Annotated in this window: 16 protein-coding genes; 9 read left to right on the forward strand and 7 right to left on the reverse strand. The window is 73.4% G+C overall.

Annotated features, from left to right (window positions below; translation table 11 throughout):
- Positions 1-9 precede the first annotated feature (9 nt).
- On the reverse strand, positions 10-300 hold the full coding sequence (locus BJ981_RS33940) for a hypothetical protein (protein WP_184617432.1): 291 nt from the start codon (positions 298-300) through the stop codon (positions 10-12).
- 116 nt (positions 301-416) lie between these two features.
- Positions 417-725, reverse strand: a complete 309-nt coding sequence (mihF, locus tag BJ981_RS33945; RefSeq protein ID WP_184617433.1) for an integration host factor, actinobacterial type — start codon at positions 723-725, stop codon at positions 417-419.
- Between the two features lie 248 nt (positions 726-973).
- On the opposite strand from mihF, the gene BJ981_RS33950 reads away from it, so the two are divergent.
- A complete protein-coding gene (locus BJ981_RS33950) occupies positions 974-2,251 on the forward strand; it encodes a M14 family metallopeptidase (RefSeq protein ID WP_184617434.1) in 1,278 nt (425 codons plus the stop codon).
- 478 nt (positions 2,252-2,729) lie between these two features.
- Positions 2,730-4,412 (forward strand): DEAD/DEAH box helicase, encoded by a 1,683-nt coding sequence (locus BJ981_RS33955; protein WP_184617435.1) that lies wholly within the window; start codon positions 2,730-2,732, stop codon positions 4,410-4,412.
- A 7-nt stretch (positions 4,413-4,419) separates the two neighbouring features.
- Here BJ981_RS33955 and BJ981_RS33960 read toward each other — a convergent pair whose 3' ends face one another.
- The 4 genes from BJ981_RS33960 to BJ981_RS33975 form a co-directional block, all read right to left on the reverse strand.
- Complete coding sequence (locus tag BJ981_RS33960; RefSeq protein WP_184617436.1) at positions 4,420-5,433, reverse strand: NAD(P)/FAD-dependent oxidoreductase; 1,014 nt, start codon at positions 5,431-5,433, stop codon at positions 4,420-4,422.
- Positions 5,430-5,990, reverse strand: coding sequence for an isoprenylcysteine carboxyl methyltransferase family protein (locus tag BJ981_RS33965; RefSeq protein ID WP_184617437.1), 561 nt, complete (start codon positions 5,988-5,990; stop codon positions 5,430-5,432). Before BJ981_RS33965 ends, BJ981_RS33960 begins: the two co-directional genes overlap by 4 nt.
- 58 nt (positions 5,991-6,048) lie before the next feature.
- A complete protein-coding gene (locus BJ981_RS33970) occupies positions 6,049-7,101 on the reverse strand; it encodes a type III polyketide synthase (protein ID WP_184617438.1) in 1,053 nt (350 codons plus the stop codon).
- Between the two features lie 89 nt (positions 7,102-7,190).
- The gene (locus BJ981_RS33975) at positions 7,191-8,009 is read right to left on the reverse strand and encodes a thioesterase family protein (protein ID WP_184617439.1); all 819 of its coding nucleotides are present in this window, start codon (positions 8,007-8,009) and stop codon (positions 7,191-7,193) included.
- Between the two features lie 100 nt (positions 8,010-8,109).
- Between BJ981_RS33975 and BJ981_RS33980 the strand changes: the two genes are divergently transcribed.
- The 6 genes from BJ981_RS33980 to BJ981_RS34005 all read left to right on the forward strand — a co-directional run bounded on the left by BJ981_RS33980 (position 8,110) and on the right by BJ981_RS34005 (position 14,934).
- Positions 8,110-9,216 carry a M20 family metallopeptidase gene (locus tag BJ981_RS33980; RefSeq protein ID WP_184617440.1) on the forward strand — a complete coding sequence of 369 codons (1,107 nt, stop codon included), beginning with the start codon at positions 8,110-8,112 and terminating at the stop codon, positions 9,214-9,216.
- A gap of 301 nt (positions 9,217-9,517) precedes the next feature.
- Complete coding sequence (locus BJ981_RS33985) at positions 9,518-11,194, forward strand: thiamine pyrophosphate-binding protein (protein ID WP_184617441.1); 1,677 nt, start codon at positions 9,518-9,520, stop codon at positions 11,192-11,194.
- Positions 11,195-11,524: 330 nt separating this feature from the next.
- Positions 11,525-12,712 (forward strand): RtcB family protein, encoded by a 1,188-nt coding sequence (locus BJ981_RS33990; protein WP_184617442.1) that lies wholly within the window; start codon positions 11,525-11,527, stop codon positions 12,710-12,712.
- Positions 12,713-12,944: 232 nt separating this feature from the next.
- On the forward strand, positions 12,945-13,934 hold the full coding sequence (gene moaA / locus BJ981_RS33995) for a GTP 3',8-cyclase MoaA (protein ID WP_239139652.1): 990 nt from the start codon (positions 12,945-12,947) through the stop codon (positions 13,932-13,934).
- Between the two features lie 50 nt (positions 13,935-13,984).
- Positions 13,985-14,608 carry a molybdenum cofactor guanylyltransferase gene (gene mobA, locus BJ981_RS34000; RefSeq protein ID WP_184617444.1) on the forward strand — a complete coding sequence of 208 codons (624 nt, stop codon included), beginning with the start codon at positions 13,985-13,987 and terminating at the stop codon, positions 14,606-14,608.
- A gap of 68 nt (positions 14,609-14,676) precedes the next feature.
- A complete protein-coding gene (locus tag BJ981_RS34005; RefSeq protein WP_184617445.1) occupies positions 14,677-14,934 on the forward strand; it encodes a DUF6457 domain-containing protein in 258 nt (85 codons plus the stop codon).
- A 217-nt stretch (positions 14,935-15,151) separates the two neighbouring features.
- On the opposite strand, the gene BJ981_RS34010 is transcribed toward BJ981_RS34005, so the two are convergent.
- Entirely contained in the window at positions 15,152-15,463 is a 312-nt protein-coding gene (locus BJ981_RS34010) for a DUF3099 domain-containing protein (RefSeq protein WP_204070644.1), read from the reverse strand.
- 95 nt (positions 15,464-15,558) lie between these two features.
- Here BJ981_RS34010 and BJ981_RS34015 point away from each other — a divergent pair, with 95 nt between their 5' ends.
- Positions 15,559-15,771 carry a dodecin gene (locus BJ981_RS34015; RefSeq protein WP_184617447.1) on the forward strand — a complete coding sequence of 71 codons (213 nt, stop codon included), beginning with the start codon at positions 15,559-15,561 and terminating at the stop codon, positions 15,769-15,771.
- The last annotated feature ends 7 nt before the right edge of the window (positions 15,772-15,778 follow it).

Below are 15,778 nucleotides of genomic sequence, written 5' to 3' on the forward strand. Positions count from 1 at the left end.
CGCCGAGGTCTACGGCTCCCGCGCGAGCTCGAGGGCGGTCAGGTCCAGAGCGCTCAGCGTGAGGATGTTCGCGATCTGGTCGACCGGCATCCCGGCGTCGCCGAGCTGGGTGATGGTGACGGCCGCCCGCAGGAACACCCGGCCGATCACCACCTCGTCCACGTCCGGCATGTCCCTGCGGAAGAAGTCCGCGAGCTGCTGCCCCACCTCGCGGTCGGCGTGCACGCGGGGGTGGTTCAGCTCCGGGCTGGACAGGATGTCGGCCAGGTCCCTGCGCTCGTCGTCGGTGAGCTTGCTCAAAGGTGGTCGCCTCCCGCAGCGGTGTCGGTCACAGGGAGACTATGCGGTGGCGATCTCCGGGAGAACGCCACCCCGCCGGTGATCGGCGGGGCGGTGCCGAGCCCCGCGCCGCCCGCTCAGCGGGTGATCGCCTCGACCAGCTTGCGCCGCTGCTGCGCGCCGAGGCCGCCGACACGCCGCTTCTCGTCCACGCCGGCCCGCTCCATCAGCGCGGCGGCCTTGGTGGGGCCGATCCCGGACAGGGCGCGCAGCGCCTGCGACACCTTGATCTTCTTGGCCGTTTCGTCGTCGCGGTCGAACAGCTGGGCCAGCGTCAGCTCCCCGGCCTTCAGACGCGCGAGGAGCGCCGCACGCGCCTGCCGGGCCTCGGTCGCCTTGACGAGAGCGGCCTGGCGCTGCTCGGGGGTGAGGACAGGGAGGGCCATCGAGTACTCCTTGCATGGGTCGATGTCGTGGGCCGTATGACCCTTTCGTTGTGGTCGGGGGTGTGTTACCCCCACGACGGGCGTTAATCATGGGTTCTCCAGGCCAAGGCCTGATCCGGCCCGCCGCCATCCCCCCCGACATGTCAGATAAGTGGTGAAATTTGGGTCTTCAAAGTTCGGACTCACGGCCTGACTCTCAGTGAAGGCGCGCGGCGAAACCCCCGAGCGCGCGCCTGAGGGAGGAACACGTGAGACGACGTCTGTACGTCGCGATCGCCGTCCTGGCGTTGCTGCTGACCAGCGGCGTCACGGCCGTGGGCGCCGCCGCCGAGCCGCCGGGCAACTACCAGTACCTGGTCCAGGGGCCGAGCACGGCCCAGGAGCGGACCGCCGTGGTCGGGACCGGCGCCGCGATCGACGAGGTGGCCGACACCTCGGTCGTGGTCACCGCCAGCGAGGCCGAGGTCGCCGCCATCAAAAACCTCGGCTACACGGTGAAGCGGCTCCCGCGGCCGCTGGCCCCGTCGCTGCCGCGCCCGCAGGACTTCCCGCCCGCGGACTCCGGCTACCACAACTACGCCGAGATGACGGCCGAGATCAACCAGCTCGTCAGCAGGTACCCGAACCTGCTCAAGAAGACCAGCTACGGCACCTCCTACGGCGGCCGGGACCTGATCGCGGTCAAGGTGAGCGACAACGTCGGCGTGGACGAGAACGAGCCCGAGGTGCTGTTCACCCACCACCAGCACGCCCGCGAGCACCTGACCGTCGAGATGGCGCTCTACCTGCTCAACCTGTTCACCAGCTCCTACGGGACCGACAGCAGGATCACCAACCTGGTCGACACCCGCGAGATCTGGATCCTGCCCGACCTCAACCCCGACGGCGGCGAGTACGACATCGCGAGCGGCTCCTACCGGTCCTGGCGCAAGAACCGGCAGCCGAACTCCGGCTCGTCCAACGTCGGCACCGACCTGAACCGCAACTGGGCCTACAAGTGGGGCTGCTGCGGCGGGTCCTCCGGCTCCACCTCCAGCGAGACCTACCGCGGACCGTCCGCCGAGTCCGCGACCGAGGTGCGGGCGGCGGCCAACTTCGTGCGCGGCCGGGTCGTGGGCGGCGTCCAGCAGATCAAGGCCCACATCGACTGGCACACCTACTCGGAGCTTGTGCTGTGGCCGTACGGCTACACCTACAACGACACCGCGCCCGGCCTGACCGCCGACGACGCGAGCGCGTTCGCCACGCTCGGCCGCAACATGGCGAGCACCAACGGCTACACCCCCGAGCAGTCCAGCGACCTGTACATCACCGACGGCAGCGTCAACGACTGGATGTGGTTCACCTACAAGATCTTCAGCTACACCTTCGAGATGTACCCGCGGAGCGGCTCGCCGGGGTTCTACCCGCCCGATGAGCAGATCGTCCCGCAGACCACCCGCAACAAGGAGGCGGTCCTGCGCTTCCTGGAGTACGCCGACTGCGTTTATCGCATCATCGGCAAGCAGTCGCAGTACTGCGCGTAGCGTCCCGGCGCCGCGCCGGCGGGCGCGATCCCAACGGTCCCGCCGATTCCGTTATTTCTCACCAGTCACCTGGTAATGCGAAATTTCGGGACCTTTCGCTTTTTGCAGGCAGACGTGACTCTCGGTACGGAAACCTGCAAACCTCTCGGCGCGGCGCCCTGGCCGTGACCCCGTCCGGAATCGGGGGTGGGGTCACGGCCGGACCGGCGGCGCGGATGCGCGGGCCCGGAACCGCCGGACCGTCGTGCGGCGATACGGCCCGCCGCGGTCTGAAGTAAGCTTTCCTGTCCCGTAGGCATCAAAGGACCGCTCTCACCACAGGGAGCGCGGCCTGGCGCGTCCGGGGGCGCCATCCCGGGGCGGGCGTAAGCCGCCGGTGCGGGCCCCCGGCGGACGGTGGGCGTGCCGCGGGTTGGAACCATAGCACCTGGTGGGGGAGCCACCCCTGCGCGTCCGCCCTGGAACGAGGAGCCCGATCATGACCCCCGACGTCACCGAGGACACCATGGCCTTCGCCGACCTCGGGCTGCGGCCCGAGCTCCTGCGCGCGCTGCTGGACCTGGGGTACGAGGAGCCGACGCCGATCCAGCGCGAGGCGATCCCGCCGCTGCTGGCCGGCCACGACCTGCTCGGCCAGGCGGCCACGGGCACCGGGAAGACCGCCGCCTTCGCCCTGCCGATCCTGCAGCACATGCCGCGGGAGGACCGCGAGGGCGGCGCTCCGACGGCGCTGGTGCTCGTGCCGACCCGCGAGCTGGCCGTCCAGGTGTCGGAGGCGATCCACCGTTACGGCCGCGACCTCGGCGCCCGCGTGCTGCCGATCTACGGCGGCCAGCCGATCGGGCGCCAGCTCAGGGAGCTGCAACGGGGCGTGGACGTCGTCGTCGCCACCCCCGGCCGCGCGCTGGACCATATGGGCCGCAAGACGCTGCGGCTGGAAGGGCTCAAGCTGGTCGTGCTCGACGAGGCCGACGAGATGCTCGACATGGGGTTCGCCGACGACATCGAGGCCATCCTCCAGGAGACCCCCGAGGGCCGGCAGACCGTGCTGTTCTCGGCCACGATGCCGCCGCGCATCGACTCGATCGCCCGCGCCCACCTGAAGGAGCCGGTGCGCATCCAGATCGAGCGCGAGTCCACCGCCCCCGGCGAGGCGCCCCGCGTCCGCCAGAGCGCCTACGTCGTCTCCCGCGCGCACAAGCCCGCCGCGCTCGGCCGGGTGCTGGACGTGGAGGCCCCCGAGGCCACGATCGTGTTCTGCCGCACCCGCGAAGAGGTCGACCAGCTCACCGAGACCATGAACGGCCGCGGCTACCGCGCCGAGGCCCTGCACGGCGGCATGGGGCAGGAGCAGCGCGACCGGGTGATGGCGCGGCTGCGCGCCGGCACCGCCGACCTGCTGGTGGCCACCGACGTCGCGGCGCGCGGCCTGGACATCGAGCAGCTCACCCACGTCGTCAACTACAACGTCCCCTCCGCGCCGGAGTCCTACGTCCACCGCATCGGCCGGGTCGGCAGGGCCGGGCGCGAGGGCGTGGCCATCACGCTGGCCGAGCCGCGCGAGCACCGCATGCTCAAGACCATCGAGCGGGTCACCAAGAGCCGCATCGTGGTCGAGAAGGTCCCGACGGTCGCCGACCTGCGCGCCCGCCGCCTGGAGCTGACCCGCTCGGCGCTGGAGGCCAGCATCCTGGAGGACGACCTCGAGCACTTCCGGGTCGTGGTGGACACCCTGGCCGACGAGTTCGACGTCATGGAGATCGCCATGGCGGCGGTCAAGCTGGCGCACGAGGCCAGCGGCGCCGCCGCCGACGAGGAGGAGATCCCCGACCTCCCCCTGCGGCCGGAGCGCGAGGGCCGCGGGCGCCGCGACCAGGGCGGGCGCGAGGAGCGGCGCGGTCGCGCCCCCTCCAGCGGCATGACCCGCATCTTCGTGGGCGCCGGGCGCAGCGCCGGGGTCCGCCCGCAGGACCTGGTCGGCGCGATCGCGGGCGAGTCGTCCCTGAGCGGGCGCGACATCGGCGCCATCGAGATCGCCGACCGGTTCTCGCTGGTGGAGGTCCCGCAGCAGGCGGCGGACGACGTCATCGCCTCGCTGCGCCAGAGCACGATCAAGGGCAGGAAGGTCACCGTGCGCCGGGAGCGCTTCTCCTCCCGCTGACCCCGGCTCAGGCCAGCGCGTTGACGGCCGCGGCGAACACGGCGGGCAGCCGGCGGGCGGCCGGGACGACCAGCCCCGCCGTGCCGGGGCGCCGCCGCGCGGCCAGCAGCGCCTCGGTGAGGAGCCGGTGGCGCAGCGACAGGCGCCGCCACGCCCCCTCGTACGCCTGGGGGCGCCCGGCCCGCAGGCAGGCGACCAGCGCGCGGGCCGAGGTCAGCCCGAGCGACACCCCCTCGCCGGTCAGGGCGTCCACGTACCCGGCGGCGTCGCCGACCAGCAGCACCCGCCCGGCCACCCGGGCGCGCACCCGGCGCCTGAGCGGTCCCGCGCCGCGCACCGGCGTCGCGGCGGGGCCGTCCAGCCGGGCCAGCAGGTGAGGGAACGCCGCCAGGTGCTCGTCGTAGCGGCGGCGCTCGCCGCTCAGCACGGCCACGCCGACCAGGTCGTCGGCCACCGGCGTCACGTACGCCTCGCCGCCCCGGGCCCAGTGCACCTCGACGAAGTCGGTCCAGGGGGCCAGGCGGTAGTGCCTGCGCTGCCCGTACCGGCGCGGCGCGCGGACCGGCAGCTCCAGCCCGAGCAGGGCGCGCAGCGGCGAGTGCAGGCCGTCGGCCGCCACCAGCCAGCGCGCCCGCATCCCCGCCGCCTCGACGTGGTCGCCGTACTGGCGCAGGCCCTCCACCCGCCCGGGGACCAGCTTCACCCCGACCTCGGCCGCGCGCCCGGCCAGGGCCGCGTGCAAGGTCGTGCGGCGCACGCCGAGGCCCGTGCCGTGCCGGAACTCCGCGCCCACCCGGTGGCGCCCGTCGGCGTAGACGATGCCGCGCAACGGGTGGCCGGGCGCGGTGACGCCGAGGGCGCGCAGGGCGGCCGCGCCGGTGGGCATCAGGCCCTCGCCGCACGCCTTGTCGACGGGCGCCGCCCGGGGCTCCACCACCACGGCCTCCATGCCGGCGAGCGCCGCGTGGATGGCGGTCGCCAGGCCCGCGGGCCCGCCCCCGGCCACCAGCACGTCGATCACGCCGCCGCCTCGCCGGGCGCGCGGGCCGGCGAGCCGGGCGGCGCGAGCGTGGCGAGCGCCGCCGCCTCGCAGCGGACGCGCACGACCATCAGCGCCGCGTTGAGCACGGTGAAGACGGCCGCCGTCGCCCAGGCCCCGTGCACCAGCGGCAGCGCGGCGCCCTCCACGGCGACGGCCACGTAGTTGGGGTGGCGCAGCCACGACAGCCGGTAGGGGCCGCGCGTCACGCGGGGCAGGCCGGGCACGACGATGACCTCGGTGTTCCACTGGCGGCCGAGCGCCGTGATGCACCACCAGCGCAGCCCCTGGGCGGCGGCCACCAGGACGAGCATGGGCACGCCGAGGGCGGGGACGAAGGGGCGGTGCGCCAGGCCCGTCTCCAGCAGGCAGCTCACGAGCAGGCCGGTGTGCAGGGCGACCATCCACGGGTAGTGGCCGCGGCCGAACACCTCGCCGCCCCGGGCGAGGCTCCACCGGGCGTTCCCGCGCGCCACGACGAGCTCGGCGACGCGCTCGGCGCCGACGAGCAGCACCAGAAGGACGTACCAGGGTGACATGGGGCCGAATGATACGGGCCCGATGGTCTGCGCGAGGGCCTGCGACGACATCCGCGCCCTACCAGCGCAGCAGGACGAGCTCGGAGCAGAAGCCCGGCCCCATGGCCACCAGCACGCCCGGCGTGCCCGGCGGGGGAGGACGCAGCGCCAGCGTGTCGCGCAGCACGTGCAGCACCGACGCCGAGGACAGGTTGCCGGTGTCGGCCAGCGACCGCCAGGTCAGCTCGAGCGCGGCCTCGGGCAGCGCCAGGCTCTCGGCGACCGCGTGCAGGACCTTCGGCCCGCCCGGGTGGCAGACCCAGGCCGTCACGTCCCGCTCGGTGAGCCCGTGCGCGGCCAGCAGCGCGTGCACGTCGGCGGGCAGGTGGGCGCGCACGACGTCCGGGACGCCGGTGTCCAGGACCACCCGGAAACCGGTGTCGGTGACGTCCCACCCCATCACGCCCTCCGAGCCGGGGTACAGGTGCGCGCGGGTGCCGACGACCTCGGGCCCGGTGGCCGCCCTGCCGTCCCCGCAGGCGACCACGGCCGCCGCGCCGTCGCCGAACAGGCCGCTCGCCACGAGGTTGACCGGGGAGGCGTCGCCGCGCTGCAAGGTGAGCGAGCACAGCTCGACCGACAGCAGCACGGCCACATGCTCCGGCCATCCGCGCAGGTAGTCGTGCAGGCGGGCGATCCCGGCCGCGCCGGCCACGCAGCCGAGCCCGAACACCGGCACCCGCTTGACGTCCGGGCGGAACCCGAGCCGCCCGGCCAGCCTGGCGTCCACCGAGGGCGCGGCGATGCCCGTGACGGACGTGAACATGATCAGGTCGACGTCGGCGGGGGTCAGCCCGGCGGCCTCCAGGGCGGACGACACCGCCTCGGCGCCGAGCTCGACGGCCACCTCGATGAACTTCTCGTTGGCCGCGCCGAAGCCGTCCAGCTTGCCGTACTCCTCCAGCGGCAGGGCCAGGTGGCGGTGCCGGACCTGGGCGGCGGTGTGCACCCGGTCCAGCAGGCGCCGGCTCGCCCCCGGGGGCAGGCAGATGCGCGCGAACGCGTCCGTGATCTCGGCCTGGGGGTAGCGATGAGGTGGGAGGGCACCGCGGACCGCCGCGATTCGCGTCATAGGAATGTTCCCGCTTCGCCGACAGTGGGGGACATCTCTGTCTTGCCCACCCCGCCCGCCCGCATACCCCGGCCGCGGCGGTGAGACGATCAGCCGGGCACGCGCACCCCGGCGATCTGGGTGGCGTGCGCGACCAGGCGGCCCTTGTCGTCCCAGGCGTGGGCGGTCTCGTCCAGGCGCTCGCCGGTCAGGTCCAGGGCCCGCATGCTCACCCGCAGCGGTCCCGGCGCGGGCAGCCTGCGGATGTAGGCGGTGAACTGCACGGTCGGCGCCCAGCCGGGGACGCCGAGGTCGTAGGACACCGGCGGCACCGGGTCCAGGGCGACCAGCAGCGACAGCGGATCCCAGCCGGAGCCGTCGGCCAGGCGCTGCCAGCCGGAGATGACGCCGCGCCGGGCCGGCATGCCCAGGGCGAAGCCGAGGCCGGCGGGGTCGAGCCGCTGTTCGACGACCTCCATGAGCGGGACGGGGAAGCCCGCGCCCGGGGCCTCCGGGGGCGTGAGGAGGCAGTCCTGCTCGGCGGGGAGCGCGACCGGCTCGGCGTCCGACCACCACGGGTCCTCGGCGGTGAGCGCCCCCAGCGTGACCAGCGCCTCGACGCGGGGCCTGCCGTCCTGGAGCAGGCGGGCGCGGGCGTGGGTGAGGCTGCGGCCCTCGCGCAGCGGCTCCACCTCGACGGTGACGGGGCCGAAGGCGGGGGGTTCGAGGAAGGAGGCGCTGATCGAGGTGAGGTGCGGGTGCGCCTCGCCCGCGCTCACCGCGGCGGCCCGGCCGAGGACGGCCAGGAGGTAGCCGCCGTGCGGCCTGCCGCCGACGCTCCACCGCGGGTCCACGGCGGCCTCGTACGCGTGGCCGCCGGGCGTCGCGCGCCGGGCGGAGACCGCCGTCGCCTCCGCGAAATTCCCCATATCTGCCCCTTTCATTTCTGGTCAGGGTGACATCCCCGCCCGACGGCGTCACGCGGTGGGGGCCCTGGCGCGCCGGCCGCGCCGGGAGGACGATGAGGCCATGGAGCCGACCGCCGCGGCCGGGCCGCCGCCCGAGGAGTTCCTGGCCGCCGCCGAGGAACTGCTGGCCGTGCCCTCCACCGCCGACCGCCCCGCCGACCTGAGCAGGGCCCTGGACCTGGTGCTGGAGTTCGTCGGCCCCGGTTTCACGGTGGAGCGCTTCGAGTCCGGCGGCAAGCCGAGCGCGCTGCTCTACCCCGGCGCGCGCACCCGGTTCCGGGTCATCCTCAACGCCCATCTCGACGTCGTCCCCGCGGAGCCGCACCAGTTCCTGCCCCGCCGCGAGGGGACGCGGCTGTACGCCAGGGGCGCCCAGGACATGAAGGTGTCGGCGCTGGTGCAGGCCCAGGTGTTCCGCGAGCGGGCGGCCCTGCTGCCCTACCCGATCGCGCTGCAGCTCGTCACCGACGAGGAGACCGGCGGCCGCGACGGCACGCTGCACCAGCTCGACCAGGGCGTGCGCGGCGACTTCGTCGTCATCGGCGAGCAGAGCGGCCTGCGGATCGTCACCGACTCCAAGGGGATGGTCACCGCCGACCTGCGCGCCACCGGCCGCGGCGCGCACGGCGCCTACCCCTGGCTCGGCGACAGCGCCGTGCTCAAGCTGACGCACACGCTGCAGGCCCTGCTCGCCCGGTACCCCATGCCCGCCGAGGAGGCGTGGCGCACCACCGTCAACGTCGCGAGGATCGACGTCCCCGGCACGGCGCGCAACCAGGTCCCGGCCGTCGCCGAGGCGTGGCTCGACATCCGCTACCCGCCCGAGGACGCCGACTTCGCCGGCAGGACGGCCGAGGAGGTCGCCGACCACCTGCGGTCGTTCTGCGAGCCGGGCGTCACGCCGGTCGTCGGCCACCTGGACCCGCCGCACCACGCCGACCGCGACCGTCCCGAGATACGCGCCCTCTGGAGCGCCGTGCGCGAGCAGGGCCACGACCCCGCCTTCCTGCGCAAGCACGGCGCCGCCGACGGGCGCTTCTACCACGCGCGCGGCATCGACGCCGTCATCTTCGGCATCGGCGGCGACGGCCAGCACGGCCCCCACGAGTACGCCGACCTCACCACCGTCGCGCCGTACCACCGCGCGCTGACGCGCTTCCTCTCCTGAACGCGGGCGCCGGGGACACGGCCGGGCGCGGCGCGGGAAACTAAAGGCGCGGGCGCGCCGGACGCGGAATGGTAATTAGGCAGGGTAACGCCGATGTGACGTAGTGCGGCCCGCGACATTCGATAGTGCGCCATTCACGAGCCGCTTTCATATGCGTCGCGATCTACGGCGGATAGCGTGTTCCGAGGCTGAACGCCGCGTGCGGGCGTGGTCCCTGACGGGGGTGCACGAGGCTCGGGACCTGGCCGGACGCCCCTCCTACCGCGAGCGAGACCCCGCACCAGAAGAGAGGCAGGAGAACATGGCCGCCAGCAGACCCGCCCGTGTGGCGATCCTCGAACAGTTCAGAGCCGACGGCGTCACGCATATTTTCGGAAACCCGGGAACGGTGGAGCAGGGTTTTCTCGATGAACTGCGCGGATTTCCCGATATCGAGTACGTACTGGCCCTTCACGAGGCCGCCGCGGTCGGCGTCGCCGACGGCTACGCCCGCTCCACCCGCAGGCCGGCGCTGGTCCAGCTCCACTACGGCGTGGGCCTCGGCAACGGCATCGGCATGCTGTACGAGGCGCTGCGCGGCCAGACGCCGCTGGTCGTGGTGGCGGGCGAGGCCGGCGTGGCCTACGACGGCATGGACTCCCAGGGGTCGGCCGACCTGGTCGGCATGGCCAAGCTGGTCACCAAGTGGTCCACCCGCGTGGTGAACCCGGCGTCCACGCTGCGCATGCTGCGCCGCGCCTTCAAGATCGCCGCCACGCCGCCGTACGGGCCCGTGCTGGTGGTGCTGCCCGCCGACGTCATGGACGCCGTGATCGAGGAGGAGGTCGTGCCGACCTCGTTCCTGGACGCCGCGGCCAGGCCGTCCCAGGACGCCGTCGAGCGGGCCGCCCGGCTGCTGTCCGGCGCGCGGCGCCCGATCATCATCGCCGGGGACGGCGTCCACTTCTCCGGCGCCCAGGACGAGCTGGCCAGGGTCGCGGAGACGTGGGGCGCCGAGGTGTGGGGCGCGGACTGGTCGGAGGTGAACCTCCCCGCCGACCACCCCCTGTGCCGGGGCGAGATCGGGCGCATGTTCGGCACCTCCAGCCACCGGATCACCGCGGCCGCGGACGCCGTGCTGATCTGCGGCACCTACGTCATGCCCGAGGTCTTCCCCGCGATGGAGGGCGTCTTCGCGCCCGGGGCCAAGGTCGTGCACATCGACCTGGACGGCGAGGCCATCGCCAAGAACTTCCCCGTGGACCTCGGCCTGGTGGCCGACCCCCGGCACGCCCTCGGCCTGCTCGCCGAGGCCCTGGAGCGCCAGATGACCCCCGAGGCCCGCACCGCCGCCGGCGAGCGCCTGCGCGCCTCCGCCGAGGACAAGGCCGAGACCCGCGACCGGGCGCGCGCCCGCGACCTGGAGGACGCCGACACCCTGCCCCTGTCCACGGCCGTGTTCGCCCACGAGCTGGCCCGGCGGCTGCCCGAGGACGCCATGGTCTTCGACGAGGCGCTGTCGTCCTCGCCGGCCGTCTCGCGCTACCTGCGCGCCAACCTCCCCGGGCACTGGCACAAGAGCCGCGGCAGGACCCTCGGCGTCGGCCTGCCCGGCGCGGTCGGCATGAAGATCGCCAACCCGGACCGCACCGTCATCGGCTTCAGCGGCGACGGCGGCGCCATGTACACCTTCCAGGCGCTGTGGACCGCCGCGCGCCACGACGTCGCGGCCAAGTTCGTGATCTGCAACAACGGCCGCTACCGCACGCTGGACGACAACGTCGTGCACTACTGGGGCACCCAGGGCATCGCCGAGCACGAGCTGCCCGCCATGTTCGACATCAGCCACCCCGCGATCGGCTTCACCGGGCTGGCCGAGTCCCTCGGGGTGCGGGCCGTGCGGGTGGAGAAGCCGGAGCAGGTGGCCGGCGCCATCACCCAGGCCCTGGAGCACCAGGGGCCGTTCCTCATCGACCTCGTCATCGGCCGCGACTCCTGACCCCCCGCGCGGCCCCGGCCGGCCGGGCCACGACGCCGGCCGGGGTCCCCGGCCCCACCGGTCGGCGGCCGCTGCTGACCATCGAGCCGCTCAACGGCGTCTCCGGCTGCGAGCCGCACATCTTCCGCGCCGACGGCGCCACCCGCCTCGGCCCTCCCGCGGACGGCTGGGAGGCCGGGCGCGTCGAACGCCGTGCCTTCCCCCCGCGTGCGACCGAGCGGGGTGACCCCGCCGCTGTGCCGGCCCCCGCGTAATTTGGTTGCGGGCGATGTGGGGATTCTGGCGTTATTGATCCCGTCAGACGGCCGACGCGGAAGGAGGCGACGCGCGATGGTGTACAACAAGGTGACCGGCGGGCGGGCGCCCATCCGCATGTGGGCGGATCCGGACGAGGTCGAGCCGCAGGCGATGCGGCAGCTCCGCAACGTCGCGAACCTTCCGTGGACGCATGGTGTCGCCGTGATGCCCGACGTGCATTACGGCATGGGGGCCACCGTGGGCTCGGTCATCGCGATGCGCGACGCCGTGTCGCCCGCGGCGGTCGGCGTGGACATCGGCTGCGGGATGAGCGCGGTCAGGACCTCGATCACCGTCCACGACCTGCCCGACAACCTGCGCTACCTGCGCTCGCGCCTGGAGCAGGCGATCCCGGTCGGATTCCACGCCCACAAGCGCCCGGTGAACCCCGCCGCGCTGCACGGCTTCCCCACGGGCGACTGGGCCGGGTTCTGGAAGGGCTTCGACGAGCTGGCCCCCGCGGTGCGGAGCCGCCGCGACAGGGCCGAGGTCCAGATGGGCACGCTCGGCGGCGGCAACCACTTCCTGGAGGTCTGCGCCGACGACGAGGGCGCGGTGTGGGTCGTCCTGCACTCCGGCTCGCGCAACATCGGCAAGGAGCTCGCCGAGCACCACATCGAGCAGGCGCGCAAGCTGCCCCACAACCAGGACCTGCCCGACCGCGACCTGGCGGTCTTCGTCGGCGGGACGGCCAAGATGGACGCCTACCGCCGCGACCTGTTCTGGGCGCAGGACTACGCCCGGCGCAACCGCGCCATCATGATGGCCCTGGTCTGCGGCGTGCTGCGCAAGCACTTCGCGGGCATCTCCTTCGACGGCGCCATCTCCTGCCACCACAACTACGTGGCCGAGGAGACCTACGACGGCGTGGACCTGCTGGTCACCCGCAAGGGCGCGATCCGGGCGGGGGAGGGCGACCTCGGCATCATCCCCGGGTCGATGGCGACCGGCACCTACATCGTCAGGGGCCTCGGGAACGCCGAGGCCTTCGACTCCGCGTCCCACGGCGCCGGCCGCAGGATGAGCAGGGCCAAGGCCAAGAAGACCTTCACCGTGGGCGACCTGGAGGCGCAGACCGACGGGGTGGAGTGCCGCAAGGACGCCGGGGTGCTGGACGAGATCCCGGGCGCCTACAAGGACATCGAGTCGGTCATGGCGGCGCAGTCCGACCTGGTCGAGGTCGTCGCCCACCTGCGCCAGATCATCTGCGTCAAGGGCTGAGCGTCTCCCGGCCCGGCACCCTGGGGAATCATCCGGCCGGCGTTCCGGATGATTCCCTCTCCGGCGCGTCCGACGCCGGCGGGGCCGTTCCCCGCGGGCCTCGGGGAGCGCGGACGCCGTCCACCGTCTAATGTGAAAAGTACTGTGAAACATCGTTCACATCGGCGGTGCGGCTGCCGGGGGCGGGTCCCGCGCGGCCGTGCGCGCACGCGACGCGAGGAGGGCCTTCCCGGTGCTCGTTGACTCGTTCGGGCGAGTGGCGACCGACCTGAGGGTCTCGCTGACCGACAGATGCAACCTCCGCTGTTCCTACTGCATGCCCCCCGAGGGCCTGGACTGGCTGCCCAAGCCGGACCTGCTCACCGCCGACGAGATCTGCAGGCTCGTGGCCGTCGGCGTGGAGCGTCTCGGCATCACCGAGGTCCGCTACACCGGCGGCGAGCCCCTGCTGCGCCGGGAACTGCCCGAGATCGTCGCGCGGACGGCGGCGCTGCGCCCGCGGCCCCGCCTGTCGATCACCTCCAACGGCATCGGGCTCGCCCGGCTGGCCGCGCCGCTCGCCGCCGCCGGCCTCGACCGCGTGAACGTCTCCCTCGACACCCTGGACAGGGACACCTTCGTCCGGCTCGCCCACCGCGACCGGCTCGCCGACGTGCTGGCCGGGCTCGCCGCCGCCGCGGAGGCGGGGCTGCGCCCGGTGAAGATCAACACGGTGCTGATGCGCGGCGTCAACGAGCACGAGGCGGCGCCCCTGCTGCGCCACTGCCTGGAGCACGGCTACGAGCTGCGGTTCATCGAGCAGATGCCGCTGGACGCCCAGCACGGCTGGCGCCGCGAGGGCATGGTGACCGCCGACGAGATCCTCGCCGAGCTCGGCCGCGCGTTCTCGCTCACCCCCGACGACCCCGCGGCGCGCGGCAGCGCCCCCGCCGAGATCTTCCTCGTGGACGGCGGCCCGGCCAGGGTGGGGGTCATCGGCTCGGTCACCCGCCCGTTCTGCGGGGCCTGCGACCGGGTCCGGCTGACCGCCGACGGCCAGATCCGCAACTGCCTGTTCGCCACCGAGGAGTCCGACCTGCGCGGCGCGATGCGCGCGGGCGCCTCCGACGACGAGCTCGCCGAGCGCTGGACCGCCGCCGTCCGCGGCAAGCGCGCCGGGCACGGCATCGACGACCCCGGCTTCCTGCAGCCGGCGCGGCCCATGTCGGCCATCGGCGGCTGACCGTGCCTCCCGCGGCCCCCAGCGCCCCGTACGACGGCCCGGAGCGCCCGGTGGGGGATCGCGACGCGGACACGCCTTCCGGGGCCCGCAACGAGCCCTACGACGCCGTGGTGCTCGCCGGGGGAGAGGCGCGCAGGCTCGGCGGGCGGGACAAGCCGGGCGTCACCGTGGGCGGCCTGCCGCTGATCGCGCGGGTCGCCGCCGCCGTGCCGGACGCCGCCCGCCTCATCGTCGCCGGGCCCGCCCGCGCCGGGCTGCCGCCGCGCGCCGAGTTCGTCCGTGAGGACCCGCCCGGCGGCGGGCCGGTCCCCGCCGCCCGCGCGGGGCTGGCGCGGGTGTCCGCGCCGTGGACGGCCCTGCTCGCCGCCGACCTTCCCTTCCTGCTCCCCGGGCACGTGTCGGCGCTGCGCGCGGCCGCCGCCGGGGGCGCGGGCGCCGTCCTGGTGGACGAGGAGGGCCGCGAGCAGTGGCTGACCGGCGTCTGGCACACCGGGACGCTCGCCCGCGCGCTCGCCGCCTACACCGGCCGCTCGCTGCGCGGCGTGCTCGGCCCGCTGGAACCGGCGCGGCTCGGCCTGCCGGTAGGGGACGCGGGCCGGGTTCCGTGGTTCGATTGCGACACGATCGACGATCTGAAAGACGCGAGAAGGCGGCTGGCTCCCGGCGCGTCGTGAATCATCGGCGGACGCGCGGGAAAAGCCGTTTCCGGTCCGTACGAATATCTCCGGAGGAAAGAGACGCCATGAATGTGCTGGCCGAGTGGACGGCGCTGGTCTGCAAGGAACTCGGCATCGACCCCGAGGAAATCGATCGCGACGCGGTTCTGGACCTCACCAGAGACGTGGCCCACGGCGTGGCGCGCCCGGCCGCCCCGCTCACGGCCTACCTGCTCGGGCTGGCCCAGGGGGCGGGCACCGCGGCGCCGGACGCCCTGGAAACGCTCTCGACGCTGGCCCGCAACTGGGGTCAGGCGACGGCCGAGACATTGGGCGATCATTAGGGCGTCACCTGGGACGTCCTGAACATCACGAAAGCCGTATTACGGAGGTTTTCCCGGGAAATGGACGACGCCGGGTGGTTACGGGGGCAAACCACCCGGCGTCGCATCATCGGCGTTCCGACGGGGGCCCGGAACGCCGGCACGAGCGCTCCGACGGGGGACCAGAGCGCTTGTCTAAAGCGTACACCTACAACCCATGGGGTGCGTCAAGAGTTTGTCACGACCCGATCTCGCGTCGGTGGAGTGGTATCTCGGTTTGGTTAGGTGCTTCGTGGTCGAACGCCGAGCTCACGCCGCGGCTCGGCTGGTTGGCGCCGATCACCGCGATGTACGGCAGGAAGATCGCTCCGGCCACCAGCAGCGCCCTGACCGGCCATGGCACGCTCAGCGCGACCGCCAGGACAAGGCATACCAATCGGATCCCCATCTGGACGAAATACCGCTTCTCACGCCGGCCGATGTCCGCCGACAGCGACGGCTGGGCGTCGGTGACCTGATGAACGACCCGGCGGCGATGCCATACCTTCACAGCTTCCACCGTAGACCCAGGACCGGCGGGGTGTTCCGGCGGCCGCCGGTCCCGAGGCGTCATACGATCAAGGGCGACCGTGAGGAGAATGCAGGATGACCGACCGTACCTACCGCGTGACCGAGATCGTCGGCACGTCCCCCGAGAGCGTCGACCAGGCGATACGCAACGGGATACGCCGCGCGGCCGAGACCCTGCGCCACCTGGACTGGTTCGAGGTCACCGAGGTCCGCGGCCACATCCAGGACGGCGAGATCGGCCACTTCCAGGTCGGGATGAAGGTCGGATTCCGCCTCGAGGACTCCTGACCCGGGG

The organism is Sphaerisporangium krabiense (assembly GCF_014200435.1).
GTDB classification, from domain to species: Bacteria; Actinomycetota; Actinomycetes; order Streptosporangiales; family Streptosporangiaceae; genus Sphaerisporangium; species Sphaerisporangium krabiense.